Here is an 18295-nt window from a genome sequence, read left to right as displayed (position 1 = left end):
GACAATCGTACCCGGTGACACTTTCCATGCGCCCGACTTTCCTGCCCATCCGTCCCACCGCAGTGTGCGCGCTGGCGCTGTCCGGCCTGCTCGGCTGCAGCGCCGCGCAAGCGTACCTGGTGGGCATCGCGCCTGGCCCACGCGCCCTCTACCTGCAGGTCGGGACCGGCACCTTCACCGGCACCTATAGGAGCGGTGGAACGCCAGGCGACAACTCGACGGTCAACACGGTAACCGCGACTATCGCCGCGGGCGCGATCGGCAGCGGCGCGCAAACCATGTCGACCAACAGCACGGTCGCCAATAGCCCATACGACAACTTCGCGTTCTGTACGCCGGGCACCGGGCAGGTGTACGTGGGCGGCTTCTATCGCGTACCGGGCACGTCAGGAGCGAGCGCCACCCTGAGCGTCACGACACCCCCAAACCTGCTGAACGCCAGCAGCGACACGATCCCGTTCAGCACGATCTCGTGGGTGTCGGGCGGCAGCGGCGATGCCACCGCCACGATCCCGAGCGGAACCTTCGCCGGCACCCCGGCACAGCCGCTACTGTCGGTCGCACTCAACAACTGGTTCGAGAGTTGCCTCACGTTCAGCTATGCCAATGCGCAGCTGGCGCCGGCCGGCACCTTCACGGGCCGCGCCACCTACCAATTGGTCGCGCCATGAAGCGACTCCTTGCGCTGGCGCTGCTTGCCGCCTTGTTTTCGAGCGCGGCGCAGGCCGCCACCTACCGCGTCGACGACAGCGGCACGGTGGTGGGCCAGCCTGTCACCGCCATGAAATGGCGCCAGCTGGTGCCATCGCGCGGCGGTGACAACACGGTCGAGGGCCAGCTGAACGTGGCGCTGCGCCTGAACCTGGCGAGCTGGCTCAACCGCCCGGCCCGCATCTACATGCTGCTGGCGCCGACCGAGGGCGAACAACTCCAGGCCACCTGGCGCACCCAGGGCCGCCTGCTGCCCGGCGCGCTGCGCAGCGGCGGCCGCACACTGGTGTACGACGGCCTGGTGCGCGACGCCTTCCTGACCGAGACGATCCAGCTGAACCTGGTGGCCGACGGCCGCCTGCTGACGCGCGCGCAATCACTCCAGTTCCATTTCGAGATCGAGGTGTCGCCTTGAACCACCCTCTGCTTTCGGCCGCGTGGCGCCGGCACGCACTGCTGGCGCTGGGCCTCGCGCTGTGCCCGGCGGCCTTCGCGCAGTTCGCGCTGGCGGTGTCGCCGCCGCGCTTCGAGCTGACAGGCAAGCCCGGCACGCCGATCCGCAGCGTGATCGAACTCTCCCAGGTCGACGTTCGTCCGGGGAGCTACACCGTCCGCACGGCCGACTGGATCTTCAAGCCCGACGGCTCGGTCGACTTCATCGACGCACTCGCGCCCGGCAGTTGCCGCCCCTGGGTTGCGATCGAGCGCAAGGAGCTCCTGGTGCCGCCAGGTCGACCCTACCGCTATCGCTTCGAGGTCACGCCGCCCGCCGATGCAACGCCGACGGAGTGCCGCTTCGCGGTTGTGATCGAAGGCAAGGAGCAGGCCGCGGGGGCCGGCGTGCCGATCGCGCTTTCGGCTCGCGTCGGCGTGATCGTCTACGTGGCGATCGGCGACGTGAAGCCCGCGCTCAGCGTGGTCGGCAGCGTTGTGCAGCCGGTGAATGGCCAGCCGGTGCCGACCCTCAAGGTGCGCAACGACGGCACCGCACACGGCCGCCTCAGCGGTTTTCTGAACGGCACCGATGCCAGCGGCACGGCGCTTGAGTTCACCGCCGCCACCTCGCCGATCCTGCCCGGCGAGACGCGCGACATCGCGCTCAGCGCCACGCGCCCGGGCAACATCGACGCGCAGGTGCAGGTGCGCTTTCCGGTCACCGTGCGCGGCAAGCTTGAATGGGGTGAATCCGGCTCGATCACCGTCGACCAGCGCTTCGCCCCATGAAATGCCGGCTGATCGGGTGCGCGCTCGGCATGCTCGGCGCGGGCACCGCGCTGAGCAGCCACGCCGCGGAGCCGGCACCGGCGGCCTATGAAGACCGGCTGCTCGAGAGCGGGCCGCAGGCCACGCTTGACGAGCCGGAGGACCAGGCGCCCGACAGCGGCTGGCCGCGCGGCGGCAGCGTCGAGCTGCAATCGCTGCGGCAAAGCGGCGGCCTGACCGAGACACGCAACGAAACGCTCAAGCTCGAAGGTCACCTGGACACGCCGAACTACGGCGCGTTTTCGGCCAACCTGAACATCAACCGCTACCGCAACCCCGTCACCGCCTACGACCTGTCGGGCCAGACCGGCAACCTCTACAGCCTGTCCTACCGCAATGGCAACACGGGCCGCATCGACCAGCGCGCCATGCCGTTCAACAACGGCTGGTTCGCCAACAGCAGCATCGGCGACATCAACACCGCCGCCACGCCGATGTCGCGCGGAATCGGACGCGTCTACCTGCCCTCGCTGCCGATCGAAGGCTTTTCCACCAGTTTCGAGCGCGGCGGCAGCACCGTGCTGAATGCCTCGGCCGGCCGTCTCGGCTACTTCGATGGACTCACGTCGCAAGGCTTCACGCTGGGGCGCGGCAGCGTCGCGACCTTCGGCGCGCAGCAGCAGATCACAGGCCCCGAAACACAGCTTGGCATCGGTCGCACCGACGCGGCCTTCCAGTGGGTCGAGACCCGCAACGCCAACCTGAACGGCCTGTCCGGCTACGCGCAGGACTCCCGGTCGTTCTGGGGCGCGGTGTCCTGGCAGGGCGTGGCGCCTTGGGCCGACACGCTCGGCCCGGGCATCGGCCCGGTGCAGGAGCGGCCCGGCGGGCTGCGCGTGCAGGCCAACTACGCGCACAGCGCGGGCAAGCCGTCCTATGCCGGCTCGCTCGCGCCGAGCGATTCGGCCAACGGCTTCTGGGTCGATTCGAGCTGGCGCAGCAACTGGGCGCAGCAAGGCGCGAGCGTGTTCTATTTCGACCCGTCATTGCGTTGGGGCAGCAACCCGATCGCGGGCGATCTGCGCGGCGCGAGCTGGCGCGCGGACGTGTCGACACGGCAATGGCAGCTCGGTGGCAATGTCGAGGCCAGCGAGAGCGTGAGCGGCTTGCAGGGGCGCTCGCTGTTCGGCAACCTGTTCGGGCGCTACCGCTTCGACTCGCGCGATGCGCTGTCCGGCACCGTGGCCGCACGCACCGGCACGCTGGCCGCGCAATCGCTGCAGCTCACCTGGGAACACATCTCGCCGCAGTGGGGCCAGAGCCAGTGGCGTGCCGATCTTGCGAACGGCCGCGACCAGCGGGTGGTGCGCCTGGGCGTCGACCATGCCTGGGCCGTAGGGGAATCGCAATCGCTCTCGACCACGCTGGCGTTCGAGCAATCGAACCAGACAGGCTTCAATTCACGCTCGGTGATCTGGGGCGTGCTGGGCAGCATGCCCTTCCTCGCCGGGGCGCGCGTCGACCTGAGCGTGCGCGGCAGCAACGGCATCGGTGACAACAGCAGCAAATTCCTGAACGCGAATGCGCGCGTGAGTTGGCCGCTCGGCGGCGGCTGGTCGTTCATCGCGCAGTACACGGCGGCGCGCGGCCAGGAATCGCTCAACCCGGCCGTGGTGTCGGCCCTCACCACCGCCACGCAGGCGCCGATTCTCACGCTGCCGTCAAGCCGCACGATGCAGATCGCGCTGCGCTGGGAAGCGCGTGCGGGCAGCGCCAGCGCGCCGATCGGCGGCGGCGCCGGTGCCGGCTCCGGCCGCCTCGAAGGCCATGTGTACTTCGACCAGGACAACAGCGGCAAGCGCGAGGCCAGCGAGGGCGGCGTGCCCAACGTCACCGTGATGCTGAACCGCCGCTACGTGGCGCGCACCGATGCGCAGGGCTACTACAGCTTTCCGTCGGTGGCCGCCGGCAGCTATCAGATCGAAGTGGTGCCGGACAACCTGCCGCTGCCGTGGACACCCGCAGCACGCGAGGGCGTGCCGGTGCAGGTGTATGTGCGAGGCACCGCGACCGCCGACTTTGCGGTTCGACGCGAACGCTGAAAGCGCAGCGTCATTCGCCGCTGGCTCCGGTGAGCATGGGCAGCGCCGTCGATTGCCCGATGGCTTCGGTGCCGCTGGCATGCGAGGCGGCCACGGCGCCCTGGTAGACCTCGTCGGACGACATCTGCGAAACCATCGCCGGTGCCCCGGTCGACTGGCCGATCGCCTCGGTGCCGGTTGCATGCGCGGCCGCCACGGCGCCGGCCTGCACCTCTGCGCTTTCCGGCGAGTTCATCTGCAGCGGGTGGTAGTCGGAACCGTCGGTGGTGTCGGCCATGGCAGCGAGCGGGCCGACAGCGGCGGCGAGCACGATGAAACCACTGGCAGCAAGGAATTTGAGGGATGCGTTCATGGCGGGTCTCCTGGACAGTTGTTGAGGTGCAGCAACTCTAGGCAATGGGTCTGAGCCCGGCGTGAGCAAAGACTTAGGCCGGAATGAGCAGGTGCACGCGCGCGACCAGGCCGCTCGGATTGCCGCTGCGCACGCCGTCTTGCGGCCGGTCGCGCAGCTCGATGCGCACGCCCTGTCGCACCGCCGCGGCTTGCGCGATCGCCAGGCCGAGTCCGCTGCCGCCCGGCGGCGCACCCGGCACGCGAAAGAAGCGGTCGAACACGCGGCTCCGCCATTCGGTTGCGATGCCGGGGCCGTTGTCGACCACATCGACCACCGCGCGACCATCCACCACATGCACGCGCACATCGACCGTACCGCCTTCGGGCGCATGGCGCAGGGCGTTGTCGATCAGGTTGTCGAACACGCAGCGCAGGTCGCCGGCCGCGGCCGTGAGCACCGGCGCGATAGTGCCCTCGAAGCCGACATCGACGCGGCGCTGGTCGGCCAGCACCATGCGCTGGCCCAGGCTCTCGCGCAGCAGCGCCGTCACGTCGACCGGCTCGCGCACCGCGTCGTCTCCCGGCGTCTCCTGCCGCGACAGGCTCAGCAACTGCTCGATCAGGTGCTGGGCGCGCAGGACGCCGGCTTCGAGCTGCGCAAAGCGTTCATCCGCAGCGCCGGCCGGCACATGGGCGCGCAGGTTCTCGACCTGCAGGCCGATCGCCGTCATGGGCGTGCGCAACTCGTGCGCCGCATCCTGCACGAAGCGGCGCTGGTTGGCGAAGGCATCGCGCAGCCGCGCCAGCAGGCTGTTGAAGGCCGCCACCAGCGGGTCGATCTCGTCGGGCACGCGCGCCAGCGTCAGCTCGGACAGGCTGCGTTCGTCCCGCGCGGCCACCTCGCGCGCCGCCCCGCGCAGGGCGCGCGAAGCGGCCGACACGATCAACCACAACACCAGCAGCGTGGCCGGCAGCAGCAGCGCCACCGGCAGGCCTTCGAGCAGCGCGCGCCGGGCGATGCGGTGGCGGCGGAAAGCCTCGTTCTGGATCACCTGAACGCGCGGCCAAACGGCGTGCCGGATGTCGGATGCCGGGGTGTAGACACGCCAGGTCTGCGCGTCGTCCGGGCCGGTGCGCACATCGGCATAGCCGTGCACCGGCTGCAGCGGCACGGCGGCCGGCGCAAAGGCACTGGAAAGCAGCGTGCCGCCGTCGGCGCTCCAGACCTGCACGACGAAGGCGCCACGCGCGGCCACGTCGTCCGGCCCCAGCGCCTGCAGTTGTGCAGGCTTCCGGTTGGCCGCATACGACTCGGCCACCAGGCGCATCTGGTCGTCCATGAAGGTGTGAACCAGCCGACCATAGGCGCCATACGACAACCACGCCGTCAGCCCTGCGGCCAGCACGTGCAGCGTGACCAGCCCCAGCAGCAACCGCTTGCGCAGCGAATAGCGGCCACCGCCCTTCACGGCGCGATGACGACGCGCCAGCCGAGCCCCCGCACGTTGCGGATCGCGTCGGGCCCGATCTTGCGGCGCATGCCGTGGATCAGCACATCGACCGCGTTGCTCGTGACCTCTTCGCCCCAGCCGTAAATGCGGTTCTCGAGCTGCTCGCGCGAGAGGATCGCGCCGGGGCGCTCCAGCAGCGCATGCAGCAAGGCGAACTCGCGCGCCGTGAGCGCATCGCGTGTGCCGTTCTGCAGCACTTCGCGCGTGGTCAGGTCGAGCTGCAATGCGCCGGTGCCGATCAGCGAATGGGCCGCACCGGCACGCCGCCGCACCACGGCCCGCATGCGCGCCAGCAGCTCGCGAAACGCGAAGGGCTTGAGCAGGTAATCGTCGGCGCCGAGGTCGAGGCTGTGGATACGCTCTTCGAGCCCGTCGCGCGCCGTGAGCACGAGCACCGGGGTCGCGTCGCCGCATTGGCGTGCGCGGCGCAGCACCTCGTTGCCGTCCTGGCCCGGCAGGCCGAGGTCGAGCAGGGCGCAGGCGTAGCCGCCATCGCTCAGCGCACTCTGCGCCAACATGCCGTCGCGCACCCAGTCGACCGACCAGCCCGCACCCTCGAGCGCCTGCTGCAGGCTGCGCCCGATCATCTCGTCGTCTTCCACCAGCAATGCGCGCAAAGTGACTCCTCGGCTGCGCGAGGCTACGCCGGTTTTCTTAGCCGCGCGTGAGCCTGCGGCGTTCACCCACCGGCGCCATGCCAGGTCAGCCTGTGCTGGCTTTCGGGGGCCACGATCGCGCGGCGCTCGTTACCCCCTTTTTCCGGAGTTCATTGCATGAAGCTTTCCTTCCAGATCCTGCTGGCTGCTGCCGGCTTGATCGGCATGCTGGCCGCCCAGGCCCAGACGCTGCCGGCCGACGCACCCGCGGGCAGCACGGTTCAGTGCAAGGACGGCAGTTACGCGGCACCCGACACCAAGTCCGGCGCCTGCCGCGGTCACAAGGGCATCAAGACGTGGTACGGCAAGGCCAATGGCCAACCGGCAACGGCCGCGGCACCCGCGGCGCCAGCAGCGTCAACCGCCAGCACGACGCCTGCGAAGAAGAATGATCCGTCAACCATGGCGGCCGCGCCCGGTGGCGGTGCCGGCAAGGTGTGGGCCAACGACGAGACCAAGGTCTATCACTGCATGGGCGACCGCTACTACGGCAAGACCAAAAAGGGCGAGTACCTGAGCGAGGCCGATGCCAAGGCGAAGGGCATGCACGCGTCCCACAACAAGGCCTGCGCGGCTTAGCGACCCTAGAACTTCTCGTGGGCGCCCAGATAGCGCCACTGGCCGGCCGGCAGGTTGCCCAAGACCACCCGGCCGATGCGGATGCGCTTGAGGCCGACCACCTTGAGCCCGACCTGCTCGCACATGCGGCGGATCTGGCGCTTCTTGCCTTCAATCAGCACGAAGCGCAGCTGCTCGGGGTTCTGCCAGTCGACCCGGGCCGGCTTGAGCGGCTGGCCGTCGAGGCTGAGGCCGTGGCGCAGCCGCGCCAGCTGCGCCGGCGGAAAGACGCGCTGCACGTCGGTGCTGATGTCGCCCATGTCGCCGGGCCCGCTGCCGGGCGGAGACCATGTCACGCGCACCAGGTATTCCTTTTCCATACCCGAGTCTTCGCCGATCAACTGGCGCGCGACCCGGCCGTCCTGCGTCAGCACGAGCAGGCCGACCGAGTCGATGTCGAGCCGTCCGGCAGGCGCAAGCCCGCGCAGTTGCGGCGGGGAGAAGCGGTGCGTGCTGGTGTCTTCGCGCCAATGCGTGCGCGGGTTGATCAGCACCACCGCGGGCTCATGCCCGTCTTCAGCCTGGCCGCTCACGTAGCCCATGGGCTTGTGCAGGATGATCGTGACCTGCGTGGCCTGGTGGCCGTGCGCCTTCTTGTCGACCTCAACGCGATCCGCCGCCGTCACCTTGACGCCCATCGGCGCGACCTGCCCGTTGACCTTGACCCAGCCCTGCTCGATCCAGACGTCGGCCTCGCGGCGCGAGCAAAGGCCGAGCTCGGCCATGCGCTTGTTGAGGCGCACCGCGCCGGAAACGGGGGAGGAGGAGGATGCGGGTTCGGTCATGTTCGGGGCGTCATGCTATCCCGAACCGCACGAACACCGCGCGGCAGCCGCTGCCTAGCCCGGACTTAGGACACTGCCTTGGCCTGGTCGCGCAGGGCCTTGATCTGGTCGTGGTTGCGCTGCGCGCCCAGCATCTGGCGCTCGATCAGGCTGCGCACGTCGGCGGGCAGACTATCGCTCTTCAGGGCCTTGCGATAGCGGGCCAGCGCGGCGTCTTCGCCGCGTTCGCACTCCTCGAGCATCGATACCTCGCTGTTGGCGCCAACGGCGCCTTTCAGGTTGACCCAGCCGCGATGCAGCGCCCCGGTGGCGCTGCCACCGTCGGCCGGCGCCCCGCCGCGGCGTGTGATCCATTGGATCAGCTCGTCAGCGGCGCGGCGGCATTCGATCGCGCGGTCGTTGAACACCTGCTTCAGTTGCGCGTTTTCCACCTGCTGGGCGCAGGCACGGAACCCGTACTCGCCATCGCGTGCATTTTCGAGCAGGTCGTTCAGCACGCCGAGGGTTTGCTCGTCGTCGAGCTTTACCGCGCCGTCGGGCTCAATGGGGTTGTAGTTTTCATTGGACATGCATGATCTCCTGGAGATTGAAAGTTGGGGAGGGATGAAGCTTCATGATCGGCCGGTGACCCGCTCCTCGCGTCGGCCCGACGTGACGGCCCGTGTAGGGCGATGCCGCAGGTGGCGGCCGAAACCGCGCACGGCCATTGATACCGGGATCGCGTTCGAAGATGGAGAGCCTTGCTTTTGCCGGCAGGAGCATCTCGCGCCCGCGCTTCGTGCTAGACGTTTCGGGGGTAGGCCGATGACAGCGGGTGGCCCATTCCGCGAATGTCCCCCGGCCTGCGGCCTCCTCCTTTTTTTCGCTGCATGGGCCACGCGCCGCCATCGGCCTTGGGCACGCTCTGCATGTTCAGCGCTAAACGGTCACATCGCTTCCAGGATCAGGGCGGTGGGGCACGCTGCGCAGCGAAATAAAGGAGGAGGCGAAGCCGGGGGACATTCGCGGAGCAGCGTGCCCCGCCACCCTGAGCCCGCCCCGGAACCTCAACGCTCAGATCAACGCTGGATTCAGATCTTCAAATGCGAGACCGTATAAGAAGGAAAAGATGTGTGCAAGCCAGCGCGCCCGCTACGCTCCGGCCTTCTGCTTCGGCACGCGCTGCGCCGGGTCGTAGAAGAAGGTTTCTTGCGCCAGGCGCTCGCCTTCCCAGCGCTGCCAGGCGATCTCCTCCATGTGCGTGACGGTGCCGTCGGGCCATTCGAACTCGAAGATCCAGCGGATCGCAACGTGGTCGCCATTCACCAGCACCGGCCGCACGCACTGCGACCGGATCGCCACGGCCCGGGCCAGCATCGCACGCTCGCGCGCCACTGCGGCATCGCGCCCGATGCGCGGCTCGGACTGGTTTTCCTGCATCGAGACGTTCGGCGCATAGAACGCCTCGACGGCTTCGTCGTGCGCATTGGCTTCGACACGGGCAATGAAAAGCTCAAGGGTTTCGGGTGTGGGCATGGACGGGACTGTGCACGCTGCGCCCGGCCGGGTCGATTACCCGCAGGTAACGCAAAAGCGGCAACAGCGCGCAGCCTGCACTATGCTGACGCGATGGACACTCGCGTCGCGTCGCACCCCCCCTCGCCGGGCGACCGCCTGCGCAGCTGGCGCGAGCGCCGGCACCTGAGCCAGATGGCGCTGGCCCTGCAGGCCGAGGTGTCGACGCGGCACCTGAGCTTTGTCGAAACCGGGCGCGCGCAACCCGGGCGTGAGCTGATCCTGCGGCTGGCCGACGAACTCGAGATTCCCTTGCGCGAGCGCAACATGCTGCTCAGGGCCGCGGGCTTCGCGCCGGTGTTCGAGCAGCGGCGCTTCGACGACCCGTCGTTCGACCCGGTGCGCTCGATCATCGACATCACGCTGGCCCGGCACGCGCCGTTTCCGGCCTATGTGATCGACCGGCACTGGGACGTCGTGTGCCGCAACGACGGCGTGCCGGAGCTGTACGAAGGCGTCGATGCAGCCCTGCTGGCGCCGCCCACCAACGTCGTGCGGCTCATGCTGCACCCCCAGGGCATGGCGCCGCACGTGCACAACCTGCCGTCGTGGCGCTCGCACTTCATCGTGCAGATGCGCCGCCAGTTCGAGCTGACCGCCGATCCCCAACTCGGCGCGCTGCTGCGCGAAACGCTGGCCTGGCCGGGCGGCATCGGCCCGATCGACGAGTCGACGGGCGGGCCGGCAATGACGCTCGACATCGACACGCGCATCGGCCGCCTCTCGTTCATCACGGCCATCACGGTGTTCGGCAGCCCGGTCGATGTGACGCTGGAAGAGATCGCGCTCGAAGTGATGCACCCCGCCAACAGCTTCACGGAGCACGCGGTGCGGGACGCTGCGGCAGCGCGGGCCGCGCGGCGCAAGGGCCAGGAGACGAAGAGCAAGGAGACGAGGGGCTAGATCACCCCCGGCATCGCACCGAAGGCGCCGCGGGCACGTGAAGCGACCGGCGTTCAACCCTCTCGCAGCGCACCACATGCCGAATCCGTCGTGCACAAGCATCTTGATGCGCGTGGCCCGCGCGTTGACAAACAAGTAGCTGTGTTCGCCATTCGCGCTTCCCAGCAGGTGCACTACGTGTACGAGCAGGCGCTCGGCGCCAGAGCGCATGTCCACGGGCTTCGTGCACAGCCACAGCACGTCGATGCAGATCATCGCAGCACCTCGCGCAACCACGCCGCGCAGTCGGCGGCAGCCGATACAAGCCACGTCACGCTCACGCCGAGCGCCCCACGCTTACCGACTGAGTACCTGAGTCCTAACGGGAAACCTCTCTATCCCCTGCGGCGTTAATTCGGAAAATGAGTATCTGTGGAAACGATAGACACTGCTTTCGATTTGAACGCGCTACGCCTAATCGTGGCGTTGGACGATACGCGCAACGTGACCCGTGCGGCCGAGCTACTGGACATCAGCCAGTCTGGCTTCAGTACCGGACTCGCAAGGCTTCGAAAGCGTTTCGGCAACCCGCTTTTCGTGCGGACTAACAAAGGCATGGAGGCAACCCCCCGTGGTTCGAGGATGGCGCAGACTGCACGCGAGGTTCTCACTCGCGTGAAAAGCGGCATCCTCGACCACGAAGCGTTTGACCCCAAGACCGAGCACGCGCACTTTGCTTTCTCCATGGCCGATGTTGCAGAGGTTGTGTTCCTTCCGCAGCTTTTTGCGCATTTTCGTAACGTTGCGCCGCAAGTGACTGTCCACAGTGAATCAAATAGCAAGGATGAACTTCTAAGAAAATTGGAGACTGGGCGGATCGACCTCGCACTTGGGTACTTTCCCGAACTCAAAGGCGAAGGTATTTATCAGCAACGGCTATACAGTCATACCTACGTAGGAATGCTGCGCCTGGGACATCCCGCTTTGAAGCGTCCGATGACAAAAGACGTGTACGTTAGCTTGGGGCATGCAGTCGTCACGTCTCCTGCGAGAACCAATGATCTTTTCGAGCGTTTCCTGAAGCTTGAGCGCATTTCACGGAGGGTCGCAGTCCTAACCCCCCATCATCTCAGCCTGCCCGCGATCATCTCCGAGACCGACCTGATTGGAACCGTCCCAATGGCGACAGGTGCCTACTTCGCCGCGCTCGGCGCCGTAGAATTGGTTGCCCTCCCTTTCCGGCCACCGGTATTTAGCGTCCAGCAACACTGGCATGAGCGCAATCATCAGGATCCGAAACATCGTTGGCTACGCGAAACGATGCACCGCCTTTTTAATGACAAGACGGATAGATGGCTGGCCGTTGAGAAGAAACTGTACGGGGACATACGGCCAGTAGGCCGATGAACAGAGCCAACGCGTCGCGGCGTCAGGAAAAGGTCACGGTGGTCAGGGGTGCCATCCAGTAGCCGTGTGAGACAGACATTCTGGGAAACTACAGCTAGGCAACGCCCGCCTGCACCATCGCCGCGCGCATCTTCTCCACGTCCAGCCGCTCCAGGTAGCGCGGAATGTTGCGCCAGAGCGTGTGGTAGCCGTAGCCGCCCCTGAACATCTCGTGCAGCGCGTCTTCCTTGCGCCAGCCTTGCAGCACTATGCGGTAGACCGCGGCCACCACGCCGGTGCGGTCGGCGCCGTGCCAGCAATGGATCAGCACCGGGCCGTTGCGCTCGGCCTTGCGGATCGCGATCAGCGCGCGCAGCACCTCGTCATCGTTGATCGACCAGGTGTCGATGCGCACGCGCTCTAGCGCGATCTCGGGGTGACCGCGGAACGCGCGCTGGTCGCTGTTGTACGAGCGGAAGCTCAGCACCGTCGCGATGCCGAGCGCCTTGAGCGCGGCCACGTCGTCATGCCGCGGCTGCGCGCTGCGGTACAGCGTGGGTGTGATGCGGTGCAGGTTCTCGACCCGGTGGCCATGGCCGGCCAGCGGGTCGGCCCATTCGTCCGGGCGCGCATCGCCCAGCCGATCGAGCGGCGCGTGCTTCTTCCTTCTGCTTTCGCGCCTCATGCGTCGGGCGCCTTTCGGCGCGGGCGGTGCCGCACCCAGAGGATGAGCGCAGCCGCGCCGAGACCGATCCAGTAGTCGACCGGCGCACCGAACAGCCAGTGCTTGTGCCAGGTCACCAGATCCGGCCTGAACTGGGCCCAGCCCCAGGCCGGGTTGATGATGAACCAGAGGAAGTCTTCGACGATCCAGAACACCATGAGGCCGACCAGCGCGAACCCCGCCTCGCGCCACGTCCAGCGGCCGTTGAAGGCCAGCGGCGCAAAGAACACCAGCGCCATGAAGGTGAACACCCAGGCGTGGTAGCCGGTCATCGCGCGGCCGCCCCAGAAAATGTCGAGCAGCCAGTGCTTCTCGATGCGCCAGGTCGGCAGGCTGGTGGCCCAGCCGGCACCGCCTTCGATCTGAATCTCGGCGTTGGCAAAGAAGTACGCCATGACGACGACCCACGCGATGTAGCCGATCGTGCGGCCGATGCGCCGCTCGTGCTGTTCGCCGCTCATGCGCCGAGCACGCAGTCGAGCACGCGTCGCGCCGCGTCGGGCTTGCCGAGGCTCCGGCTCTTGTGCGCCATGCGCGCGAGATGTTCGGGTGCAGCCATGAGACCCGCGACCTTGTACTCGAGGCCGATGCTGTCGTAGGCCAGCCAGGCGGCGCCCTCTTCCATCAGGAAGCCTGCGTTGTGCTCTTCCTGCCCCGGGATCGGCGACACCAGCAGCATCGGCTTGCCGAGCGCAAGACACTCCGAAATCGTCAAGCCACCCGGCTTGGTTACCACCAGGTCGGCCGCGGCCATGAGCTTTTCCATCTCGTTGGTGAAGCCCAGTGCGACCAGCCGGCCGGGCATGCGTTGCGCCAGCGCCTTCAGCGCTTCATGCGCCGCCGCATTGCGGCCGGCCACTGCGATCACCTGGAAGTCGCTGCCCGACCCGCCGAGTGCCAGCACGCGCTCGACCATGCTCGGCAGGTCGCCGACACCGGCGCCGCCGGAAGCCATCAGGATCACCTTGCGCGCCGGGTCGAGGCCGAGCCGCGAAACGCAGGCGTCGCGCGCCAGTTCGGGCGCATCGGGCTGCGAGAACACCGGCATCACCGGGATCCCGGTCACGTGGATGCGGTCGGCAGGGAGCCCGCGCGCGCGCATGCGGAAAGCGACTTCTTCGGTGGCGGCGAGGTAACCGGCCATGCCTGGCACGATCCACATGTTGTGCAGGTCGTAGTCTGTCACCTGCAGCCACACCGGGCAGTCGAGCCGGCCGCGATTGCGTTCGCGCATCAGCAACTCGGCCGGAAGAAAGTGGGTGCAGACGATCGCCTTCGGCTTGGCGCGATGGATCTCGCGCAGCAACCCGCCGGCACTCACGCGCTCGATGCCGCGCCGCAGCCGCTGCGAGGTGGCGCTGTGCGGCGTGCTGTCGGCCTTCTGGTGCAGGTACGACCAGACCTCGGGAGCGCGGTTCACGAGCTTGATGTACCAGTCCGTGTAGACCTTGCGGAAGCCGCCGGCCACATGGGCCATGGCGTCGATGTGGACGGCGCTGCAGGGCGGGTTCAATGCTTCGGCCGTCGCGGCCAGGGCTTGGGCGGCACGCACGTGGCCGTTGCCGGCGCTCACGCTGAGGATCAGGAGTCGGGTCATGTTGTGGCCCGGATTATCGCCAGCGCGGCTGGCGCTTTTTTTGCCCGGATCTTTTGCCTAGATGACCAGCCGGTAGCCCACCGCCGTTTCGGTCAGCAGATGCTTCGGCTGCGCCGGATCGGCTTCGAGCTTTTGCCGCAGGTGGCCCATGTAGATGCGCAAATAGTGGCTCTGCTCCGAATGCGACGGGCCCCACACCTCGCGCAGCAGCTGGCGCTGCGTGAGCACGCGGCCGGCGTTCGCCACCAGCACAGTGAGCAAGCGGTATTCGGTCGGCGTCAGGTGCACCTCGGCACCGGCGCGGCGCACGATGCGCGCGGCACGGTCGAGTTCAATCTCGCCGAAACGGAACACCGGCTCGGGCTCGTCGCCGCTGCCGCCGGCCGCGCGCGGGCGACGCAGGTTGGCCCGCACGCGCGCGAGCAGCTCGCCGGTGCCGAAGGGTTTGGTGAGGTAGTCGTCGGCGCCGGCATCGAGCGCGGCAATCTTGTCGGCCTCGTCGGTGCGGGCCGACAGCACGATGATCGGCACCGCGGACCAGCCGCGCACATCGCGGATCAGCGTCACCCCGTCGCCGTCGGGCAGGCCGAGGTCGAGCACCAGCAGGTCGGGCTGGCGCGTGCCGGCCGCGGCCAGCCCGTCGCGCAGGCTCCCGGCCTCGTGCACCTGCCAGCCTTCGGCCTCCAGCGCGCCGCGCACGAAGCGGCGGATCTGCGGCTCGTCCTCGATCACGATGGCGGTGGGTTGGGGCATGGGGGGCTCAGGCGTCGGGCGGTTCGGGCGGACGGGGTGGTGCGCGCCGCGGCAGGGTCACGGTGAATTCTGCACCGCCGCCCCGCTCGTTGGCCGCCGTGATCTCGCCTCCATGCGCGCTCACGACCGCCTTGCAGATCGCCAGGCCGAGGCCGACGCCGGGCGTGGCCGACTCGGCCTGGCCGCGCGTGAACTTGTCGAACAGCGTTTGCTCATGGCCTTGCAGCGCGGCCGGCAGGCCGGCGCCGTGGTCGCGCACGGTGAGCACCAATGCCGTCGGCGTGACCGTCGCGCCCAGCACGATCGGCGGCGCGCCGTACTTGGCTGCGTTCTCCAGCAGGTTGACCAGCACGCGTTCGATCAGCACCGCGTCGAACTCGACCAGCGGCAGGTCGGGAGCGAGCGCGGTCTGCACCGACCAGCCGCCGAGCGCAGGCTGCGCGGCGCGGATGGCCGAACCCGCCACCTCCTCCACCGACTGCCAGTCACGCCGGAGGTTGACCGCGCCGTCGCCGATGCCGCTTTCGAGCCGCGCCATGTCGAGCAGGTTGTTGACCAGCGCGTTGAGCGCCCTTGCCTGCGCCACGATCGCCTGCGCCGCCGCGCAAAGCTGTTCAGCCGGCAGGGTCTGCAGCGACTCGGCCAGTGCGATCAGCGCCGTGAGCGGCGTGCGCACGTCGTGCGAAATGGCCCCCAGCAACGCGTTGCGCAGCCGCTCCGACTCCATCTCGACCACGGCCTGCTGCGCGACCTCGACGTAGTGCACGCGTTCCAGCGCGATCGCGATCTGTCGCGCCAGCGTTTCGAGTTGCTGCGCCTGCTCGGGAATCAGCAGCCAGCGCGGCTGCGCGGGCTCGAGCGCGAGCACGCCGCGCACGCGCATCGGCGCCTGCAACGGCACGTAGTGCCAGGGCTGCGCGGCCAGCGTGGCGGTCGCGAGGCCGGCCGGCTGGCCCTGGCGGAACGCCCAGTCGGCCACGCTCGCGTCGAACCCGGGCGGCGGCGCTGCGGGCGCCACCAGCTGGTCGGCTGCGTTGGTGACGAGCACCAGCGCGCGGCCACCGAAATGCCCTTGCACGGCAGCCGCGCCGAGTTCGACGACGCGCGTGCTTTCGAGTGCGGCCGAGAGCTCGCGCGTGAGTTCGAACAGCGATTGCGCGCGCCGTTCCCGGCTGGTCGAAACGCCCACCGCGAAGCGCAGGCCCGCAGTGAGCTGCCCCACCAGCAGGCCGACGCCGAGCATCACGCCGAACGTCATGAGGTACTGCACGTCGCTAACTGCGAAAGAGAGTTTCGGTGGCACGAAGAAAAAGTCGAAGGCTGCAACATTGAGCAGCGCCGCAAACGCCGAGGGCCCGCGTCCGAAACGCATCGCGACGCCGACCACGCCAAGCAGAAACAGCATCACGATGTTGGCAAGCTCCAGCACGCCGGCCAGCGGTGTCGCAACCAGCGTCACCGCCACGCTGATGGCGGCGGCCCATGCGTAACCGGGCCAACGCGCATGGGGCCTGTCAGCGTCGTCATCGGCCGCATCGCTGCCGCGACCGCCACCGAGCGGCGCCCGGGACAGGCGGCGGGAGCTGTCCGCGCGGCCAACCTCGACGATGTCGAGCGCCGGTGCCTGCCGCGCCAGCGCGCGCGCCAGCGATGCCTGCGGCCACCAGCCACGCCAGCCGGTGGCCGGCTCGGGCCGGCCGATCACCAGCGTGGCGCAGTTGAGGCGCTGCGCCTGCGTGGCGAGCTGCTGCGCGATGTCGGCGCCGGTCAGCACGGCCGTGACGGCGCCCAGTTCTTCGGCCAGCTTGAGCACGGCCAGAATACGGTCGCGCTGCGCCGCAGCCAGTCGCTGCAGGGGCGGCGTCTCCACGTACGCGGCGTGCCAGCGAACATTGATCTGCCCCGCGAGCCGCGCCGCGGCACGCACCGTTTGCGCTGCGCTCTCACTCGGGCCGACGCAGGCGAGGATGGCGCCCGAAGTGTTCCAGGCCTGCAGTGCGGTGGTGCCTGACTGCTCGACGCGCCAGCCACGCATGTCGTCTTCGACATGCTCGGCGGTGCGGCGCAAGGCGATCTCGCGCAGCGCGAGCAGGTTGCCTTTGCGAAAGAAATTCTGTGCGGCGCGCTCCGCCTGCTGCGGCAGGTACACCTTGCCGGCCGCGAGCCGGGCTGTCAGCTCATCGGGCGTGACGTCGACCAGCACCACCTCGTCGGCCTCGTCGAGCACTGTGTCGGGCACGGTCTCGTGCACCCGCACGCCGGTGATGGCGCCCACGGTGCCGTTCAGGCTCTCGAGATGTTGAACGTTGAGCGCAGACCAGACCTCGATGCCCGCGGCCAACAACTCCTGCACGTCCTGCCAGCGCTTGGCATGGCGGGAACCCGGTGCGTTGGTATGCGCCAGCTCGTCGACCAGCAGCACCGCGGGCCGGCGTTCGAGCGCGGCATCCAGGTCGAACTCGGGCAGCGAGCGGTCGCGGTACGGCAACTGGCGCAGCGGCAGGCGATCGAGCCCGGCCAGCAATGCCGCGGTCTCGCTGCGGCCGTGCGTCTCGACCACGCCGATCAGCACATCGCGGCCCGCCGCATGCTCGCGCTGCGCCGCACTCAGCATGGCCCAGGTCTTGCCGACGCCGGCGGTGGCACCGAAATAGATGCGCAGCTTGCCGCGCTGGGCGCGCGCCTCGTCGCTGCGCATCTGCGCGAGCAGCGCGTCGGGGTCGGGGCGGGCGACTTCGTTCATGTGAGACAACCCGTCAGGTTAGCGCATGGGCCGATCCTTGCGCCGGGCGGGGCGGCGCCTCGTGCGTGTCAGCGCATACCACGCAAACAGCAGCGGCAGAAACAAGGCGGCCAGCGCCAACAGGACATGCAGAAGATCGGTCACCATCGCGCGCTACTTCGCCGAGTCGAGCGCGAGGTTCAGCGCCAGCACGTTGATGCGTGGCTCGCCGAGCAGTCCCCACAGCGCGCCCTCGGTGTTGCTGGCGATGAGCTGCTCCACCTGCCCGACCGGCAGGCCGCGCGCGCGTGCGACCCGCGCCGCCTGGTAATGCGCCGCCGCCGGGCTGATGTGCGGATCGAGGCCGCTCGCGGATGCGGTGACCAGATCCACCGGCACGGGCGCCGTGTTGCCGGGGTCGGCCGCGCGCAGCGCCTCGATGCGGCCCTTGACCGCGTCGGCCAGCGCCGGGTTAAGCGGCCCCTGGTTCGCGCCGCCCGAGGCGGATGCGTTGTAGGCCATCGGTGCCGTGGCCGACGGGCGGCCCCAGAAGTGCTTCGGGTCGCTGAAGGCCTGGCCGATCAGCGCGGAGCCGACCGGCTTGCCATCGCGCAGCACCAGGCTGCCGGCGGCCTGCGCGGGGAACACGGATTGCGCGACGCCGGTGACGGCCAGCGGGTAGAGCACGCCGGTGACGAGCGTGAGCGCGGTGAACAGCACGAGGGCGGGGCGGAGAAGTCGGGTTGTCATGGATGTGT

General features: G+C 68.5%; 20 protein-coding genes and 1 pseudogene. 7 read left to right on the top strand and 14 right to left on the bottom strand.

Features of this window, described 5'->3' with window-relative positions; all coding sequences use genetic code 11:
- Positions 1–26: 26 nt before the first annotated feature.
- From ACSFA8_RS00830 to ACSFA8_RS00815, 4 genes are read left to right on the top strand one after another with little or no spacing between them, the layout of a single operon-like run.
- Positions 27–671 (top strand): hypothetical protein, encoded by a 645-nt coding sequence (locus ACSFA8_RS00830; RefSeq protein WP_435477632.1) that lies wholly within the window; start codon positions 27–29, stop codon positions 669–671.
- On the top strand, positions 668–1126 hold the full coding sequence (locus tag ACSFA8_RS00825) for a hypothetical protein (protein WP_435477631.1): 459 nt from the start codon (positions 668–670) through the stop codon (positions 1124–1126). Before ACSFA8_RS00830 ends, ACSFA8_RS00825 begins: the two co-directional genes overlap by 4 nt.
- Positions 1123–1935, top strand: a complete 813-nt coding sequence (locus ACSFA8_RS00820; protein ID WP_435477630.1) for a hypothetical protein — start codon at positions 1123–1125, stop codon at positions 1933–1935. The genes ACSFA8_RS00825 and ACSFA8_RS00820 overlap by 4 nt, the downstream gene beginning before the upstream one ends.
- Positions 1932–4016 carry an SdrD B-like domain-containing protein gene (locus ACSFA8_RS00815; RefSeq protein WP_435477629.1) on the top strand — a complete coding sequence of 695 codons (2085 nt, stop codon included), beginning with the start codon at positions 1932–1934 and terminating at the stop codon, positions 4014–4016. The genes ACSFA8_RS00820 and ACSFA8_RS00815 overlap by 4 nt, the downstream gene beginning before the upstream one ends.
- Positions 4017–4026: 10 nt before the next feature.
- Here the strand turns inward: ACSFA8_RS00815 and ACSFA8_RS00810 are convergent, their stop codons facing one another.
- The 3 genes from ACSFA8_RS00810 to ACSFA8_RS00800 all read right to left on the bottom strand — a co-directional run bounded on the left by ACSFA8_RS00810 (position 4027) and on the right by ACSFA8_RS00800 (position 6477).
- Positions 4027–4368: a hypothetical protein gene (locus tag ACSFA8_RS00810; protein WP_435477628.1), complete on the bottom strand. Its 342-nt coding sequence runs from the start codon at positions 4366–4368 to the stop codon at positions 4027–4029.
- Between the two features lie 73 nt (positions 4369–4441).
- Positions 4442–5818 (bottom strand): sensor histidine kinase, encoded by a 1377-nt coding sequence (locus tag ACSFA8_RS00805; RefSeq protein ID WP_435477627.1) that lies wholly within the window; start codon positions 5816–5818, stop codon positions 4442–4444.
- On the bottom strand, positions 5815–6477 hold the full coding sequence (locus ACSFA8_RS00800) for a response regulator (protein WP_435477626.1): 663 nt from the start codon (positions 6475–6477) through the stop codon (positions 5815–5817). Before ACSFA8_RS00800 ends, ACSFA8_RS00805 begins: the two co-directional genes overlap by 4 nt.
- A gap of 156 nt (positions 6478–6633) precedes the next feature.
- Between ACSFA8_RS00800 and ACSFA8_RS00795 the strand changes: the two genes are divergently transcribed.
- Positions 6634–7095, top strand: coding sequence for a DUF3761 domain-containing protein (locus ACSFA8_RS00795; RefSeq protein ID WP_435477625.1), 462 nt, complete (start codon positions 6634–6636; stop codon positions 7093–7095).
- 5 nt (positions 7096–7100) lie between these two features.
- On the opposite strand, the gene ACSFA8_RS00790 is transcribed toward ACSFA8_RS00795, so the two are convergent.
- The 3 genes from ACSFA8_RS00790 to ACSFA8_RS00780 form a co-directional block, all read right to left on the bottom strand.
- Positions 7101–7919: a pseudouridine synthase gene (locus ACSFA8_RS00790; protein ID WP_435477624.1), complete on the bottom strand. Its 819-nt coding sequence runs from the start codon at positions 7917–7919 to the stop codon at positions 7101–7103.
- A gap of 65 nt (positions 7920–7984) precedes the next feature.
- Entirely contained in the window at positions 7985–8488 is a 504-nt protein-coding gene (locus ACSFA8_RS00785) for a ferritin-like domain-containing protein (RefSeq protein WP_435477623.1), read from the bottom strand.
- 562 nt (positions 8489–9050) lie between these two features.
- Positions 9051–9434: a nuclear transport factor 2 family protein gene (locus tag ACSFA8_RS00780; protein ID WP_435477622.1), complete on the bottom strand. Its 384-nt coding sequence runs from the start codon at positions 9432–9434 to the stop codon at positions 9051–9053.
- 93 nt (positions 9435–9527) lie between these two features.
- Between ACSFA8_RS00780 and ACSFA8_RS00775 the strand changes: the two genes are divergently transcribed.
- On the top strand, positions 9528–10376 hold the full coding sequence (locus ACSFA8_RS00775) for a helix-turn-helix domain-containing protein (protein WP_435477621.1): 849 nt from the start codon (positions 9528–9530) through the stop codon (positions 10374–10376).
- 36 nt (positions 10377–10412) lie between these two features.
- Here the strand turns inward: ACSFA8_RS00775 and tnpB are convergent.
- Positions 10413–10631 (bottom strand): annotated as a pseudogene (gene tnpB / locus ACSFA8_RS00770) (IS66 family insertion sequence element accessory protein TnpB); the annotation flags it as partial.
- A 156-nt stretch (positions 10632–10787) separates the two neighbouring features.
- Here tnpB and ACSFA8_RS00765 point away from each other — a divergent pair.
- Positions 10788–11762, top strand: coding sequence for a LysR family transcriptional regulator (locus tag ACSFA8_RS00765; protein ID WP_435477620.1), 975 nt, complete (start codon positions 10788–10790; stop codon positions 11760–11762).
- Positions 11763–11856: 94 nt separating this feature from the next.
- Here the strand turns inward: ACSFA8_RS00765 and ACSFA8_RS00760 are convergent, their stop codons facing one another.
- Genes ACSFA8_RS00760 through kdpC form a run of 7 tightly spaced genes read right to left on the bottom strand, consistent with a single transcriptional unit; the run spans position 11857 to position 18287 of the window.
- Positions 11857–12426 carry a tyrosine-protein phosphatase gene (locus tag ACSFA8_RS00760; protein ID WP_435477619.1) on the bottom strand — a complete coding sequence of 190 codons (570 nt, stop codon included), beginning with the start codon at positions 12424–12426 and terminating at the stop codon, positions 11857–11859.
- Complete coding sequence (locus tag ACSFA8_RS00755; protein WP_435477618.1) at positions 12423–12926, bottom strand: hypothetical protein; 504 nt, start codon at positions 12924–12926, stop codon at positions 12423–12425. The genes ACSFA8_RS00760 and ACSFA8_RS00755 overlap by 4 nt, the downstream gene beginning before the upstream one ends.
- Positions 12923–14062, bottom strand: a complete 1140-nt coding sequence (locus tag ACSFA8_RS00750; RefSeq protein WP_435477617.1) for an MGDG synthase family glycosyltransferase — start codon at positions 14060–14062, stop codon at positions 12923–12925. Before ACSFA8_RS00750 ends, ACSFA8_RS00755 begins: the two co-directional genes overlap by 4 nt.
- Before the next feature lie 57 nt (positions 14063–14119).
- Entirely contained in the window at positions 14120–14815 is a 696-nt protein-coding gene (gene kdpE / locus ACSFA8_RS00745) for a two-component system response regulator KdpE (RefSeq protein WP_435477616.1), read from the bottom strand.
- Between the two features lie 7 nt (positions 14816–14822).
- The gene (locus ACSFA8_RS00740; RefSeq protein WP_435477615.1) at positions 14823–17558 is read right to left on the bottom strand and encodes a DUF4118 domain-containing protein; all 2736 of its coding nucleotides are present in this window, start codon (positions 17556–17558) and stop codon (positions 14823–14825) included.
- 18 nt (positions 17559–17576) lie between these two features.
- Complete coding sequence (locus ACSFA8_RS00735; protein WP_435477614.1) at positions 17577–17705, bottom strand: hypothetical protein; 129 nt, start codon at positions 17703–17705, stop codon at positions 17577–17579.
- Between the two features lie 6 nt (positions 17706–17711).
- Positions 17712–18287: a potassium-transporting ATPase subunit KdpC gene (kdpC, locus tag ACSFA8_RS00730; protein WP_435477613.1), complete on the bottom strand. Its 576-nt coding sequence runs from the start codon at positions 18285–18287 to the stop codon at positions 17712–17714.
- Positions 18288–18295 lie beyond the last annotated feature (8 nt).

It is taken from the genome of Variovorax nitratireducens (genome assembly GCF_051216545.1).
Lineage (GTDB): Bacteria > Pseudomonadota > Gammaproteobacteria > Burkholderiales > Burkholderiaceae_C > Variovorax.
Note: the sequence above shows the minus strand (reverse complement) of the source record. Positions and strands in the feature narration are given on the sequence as shown.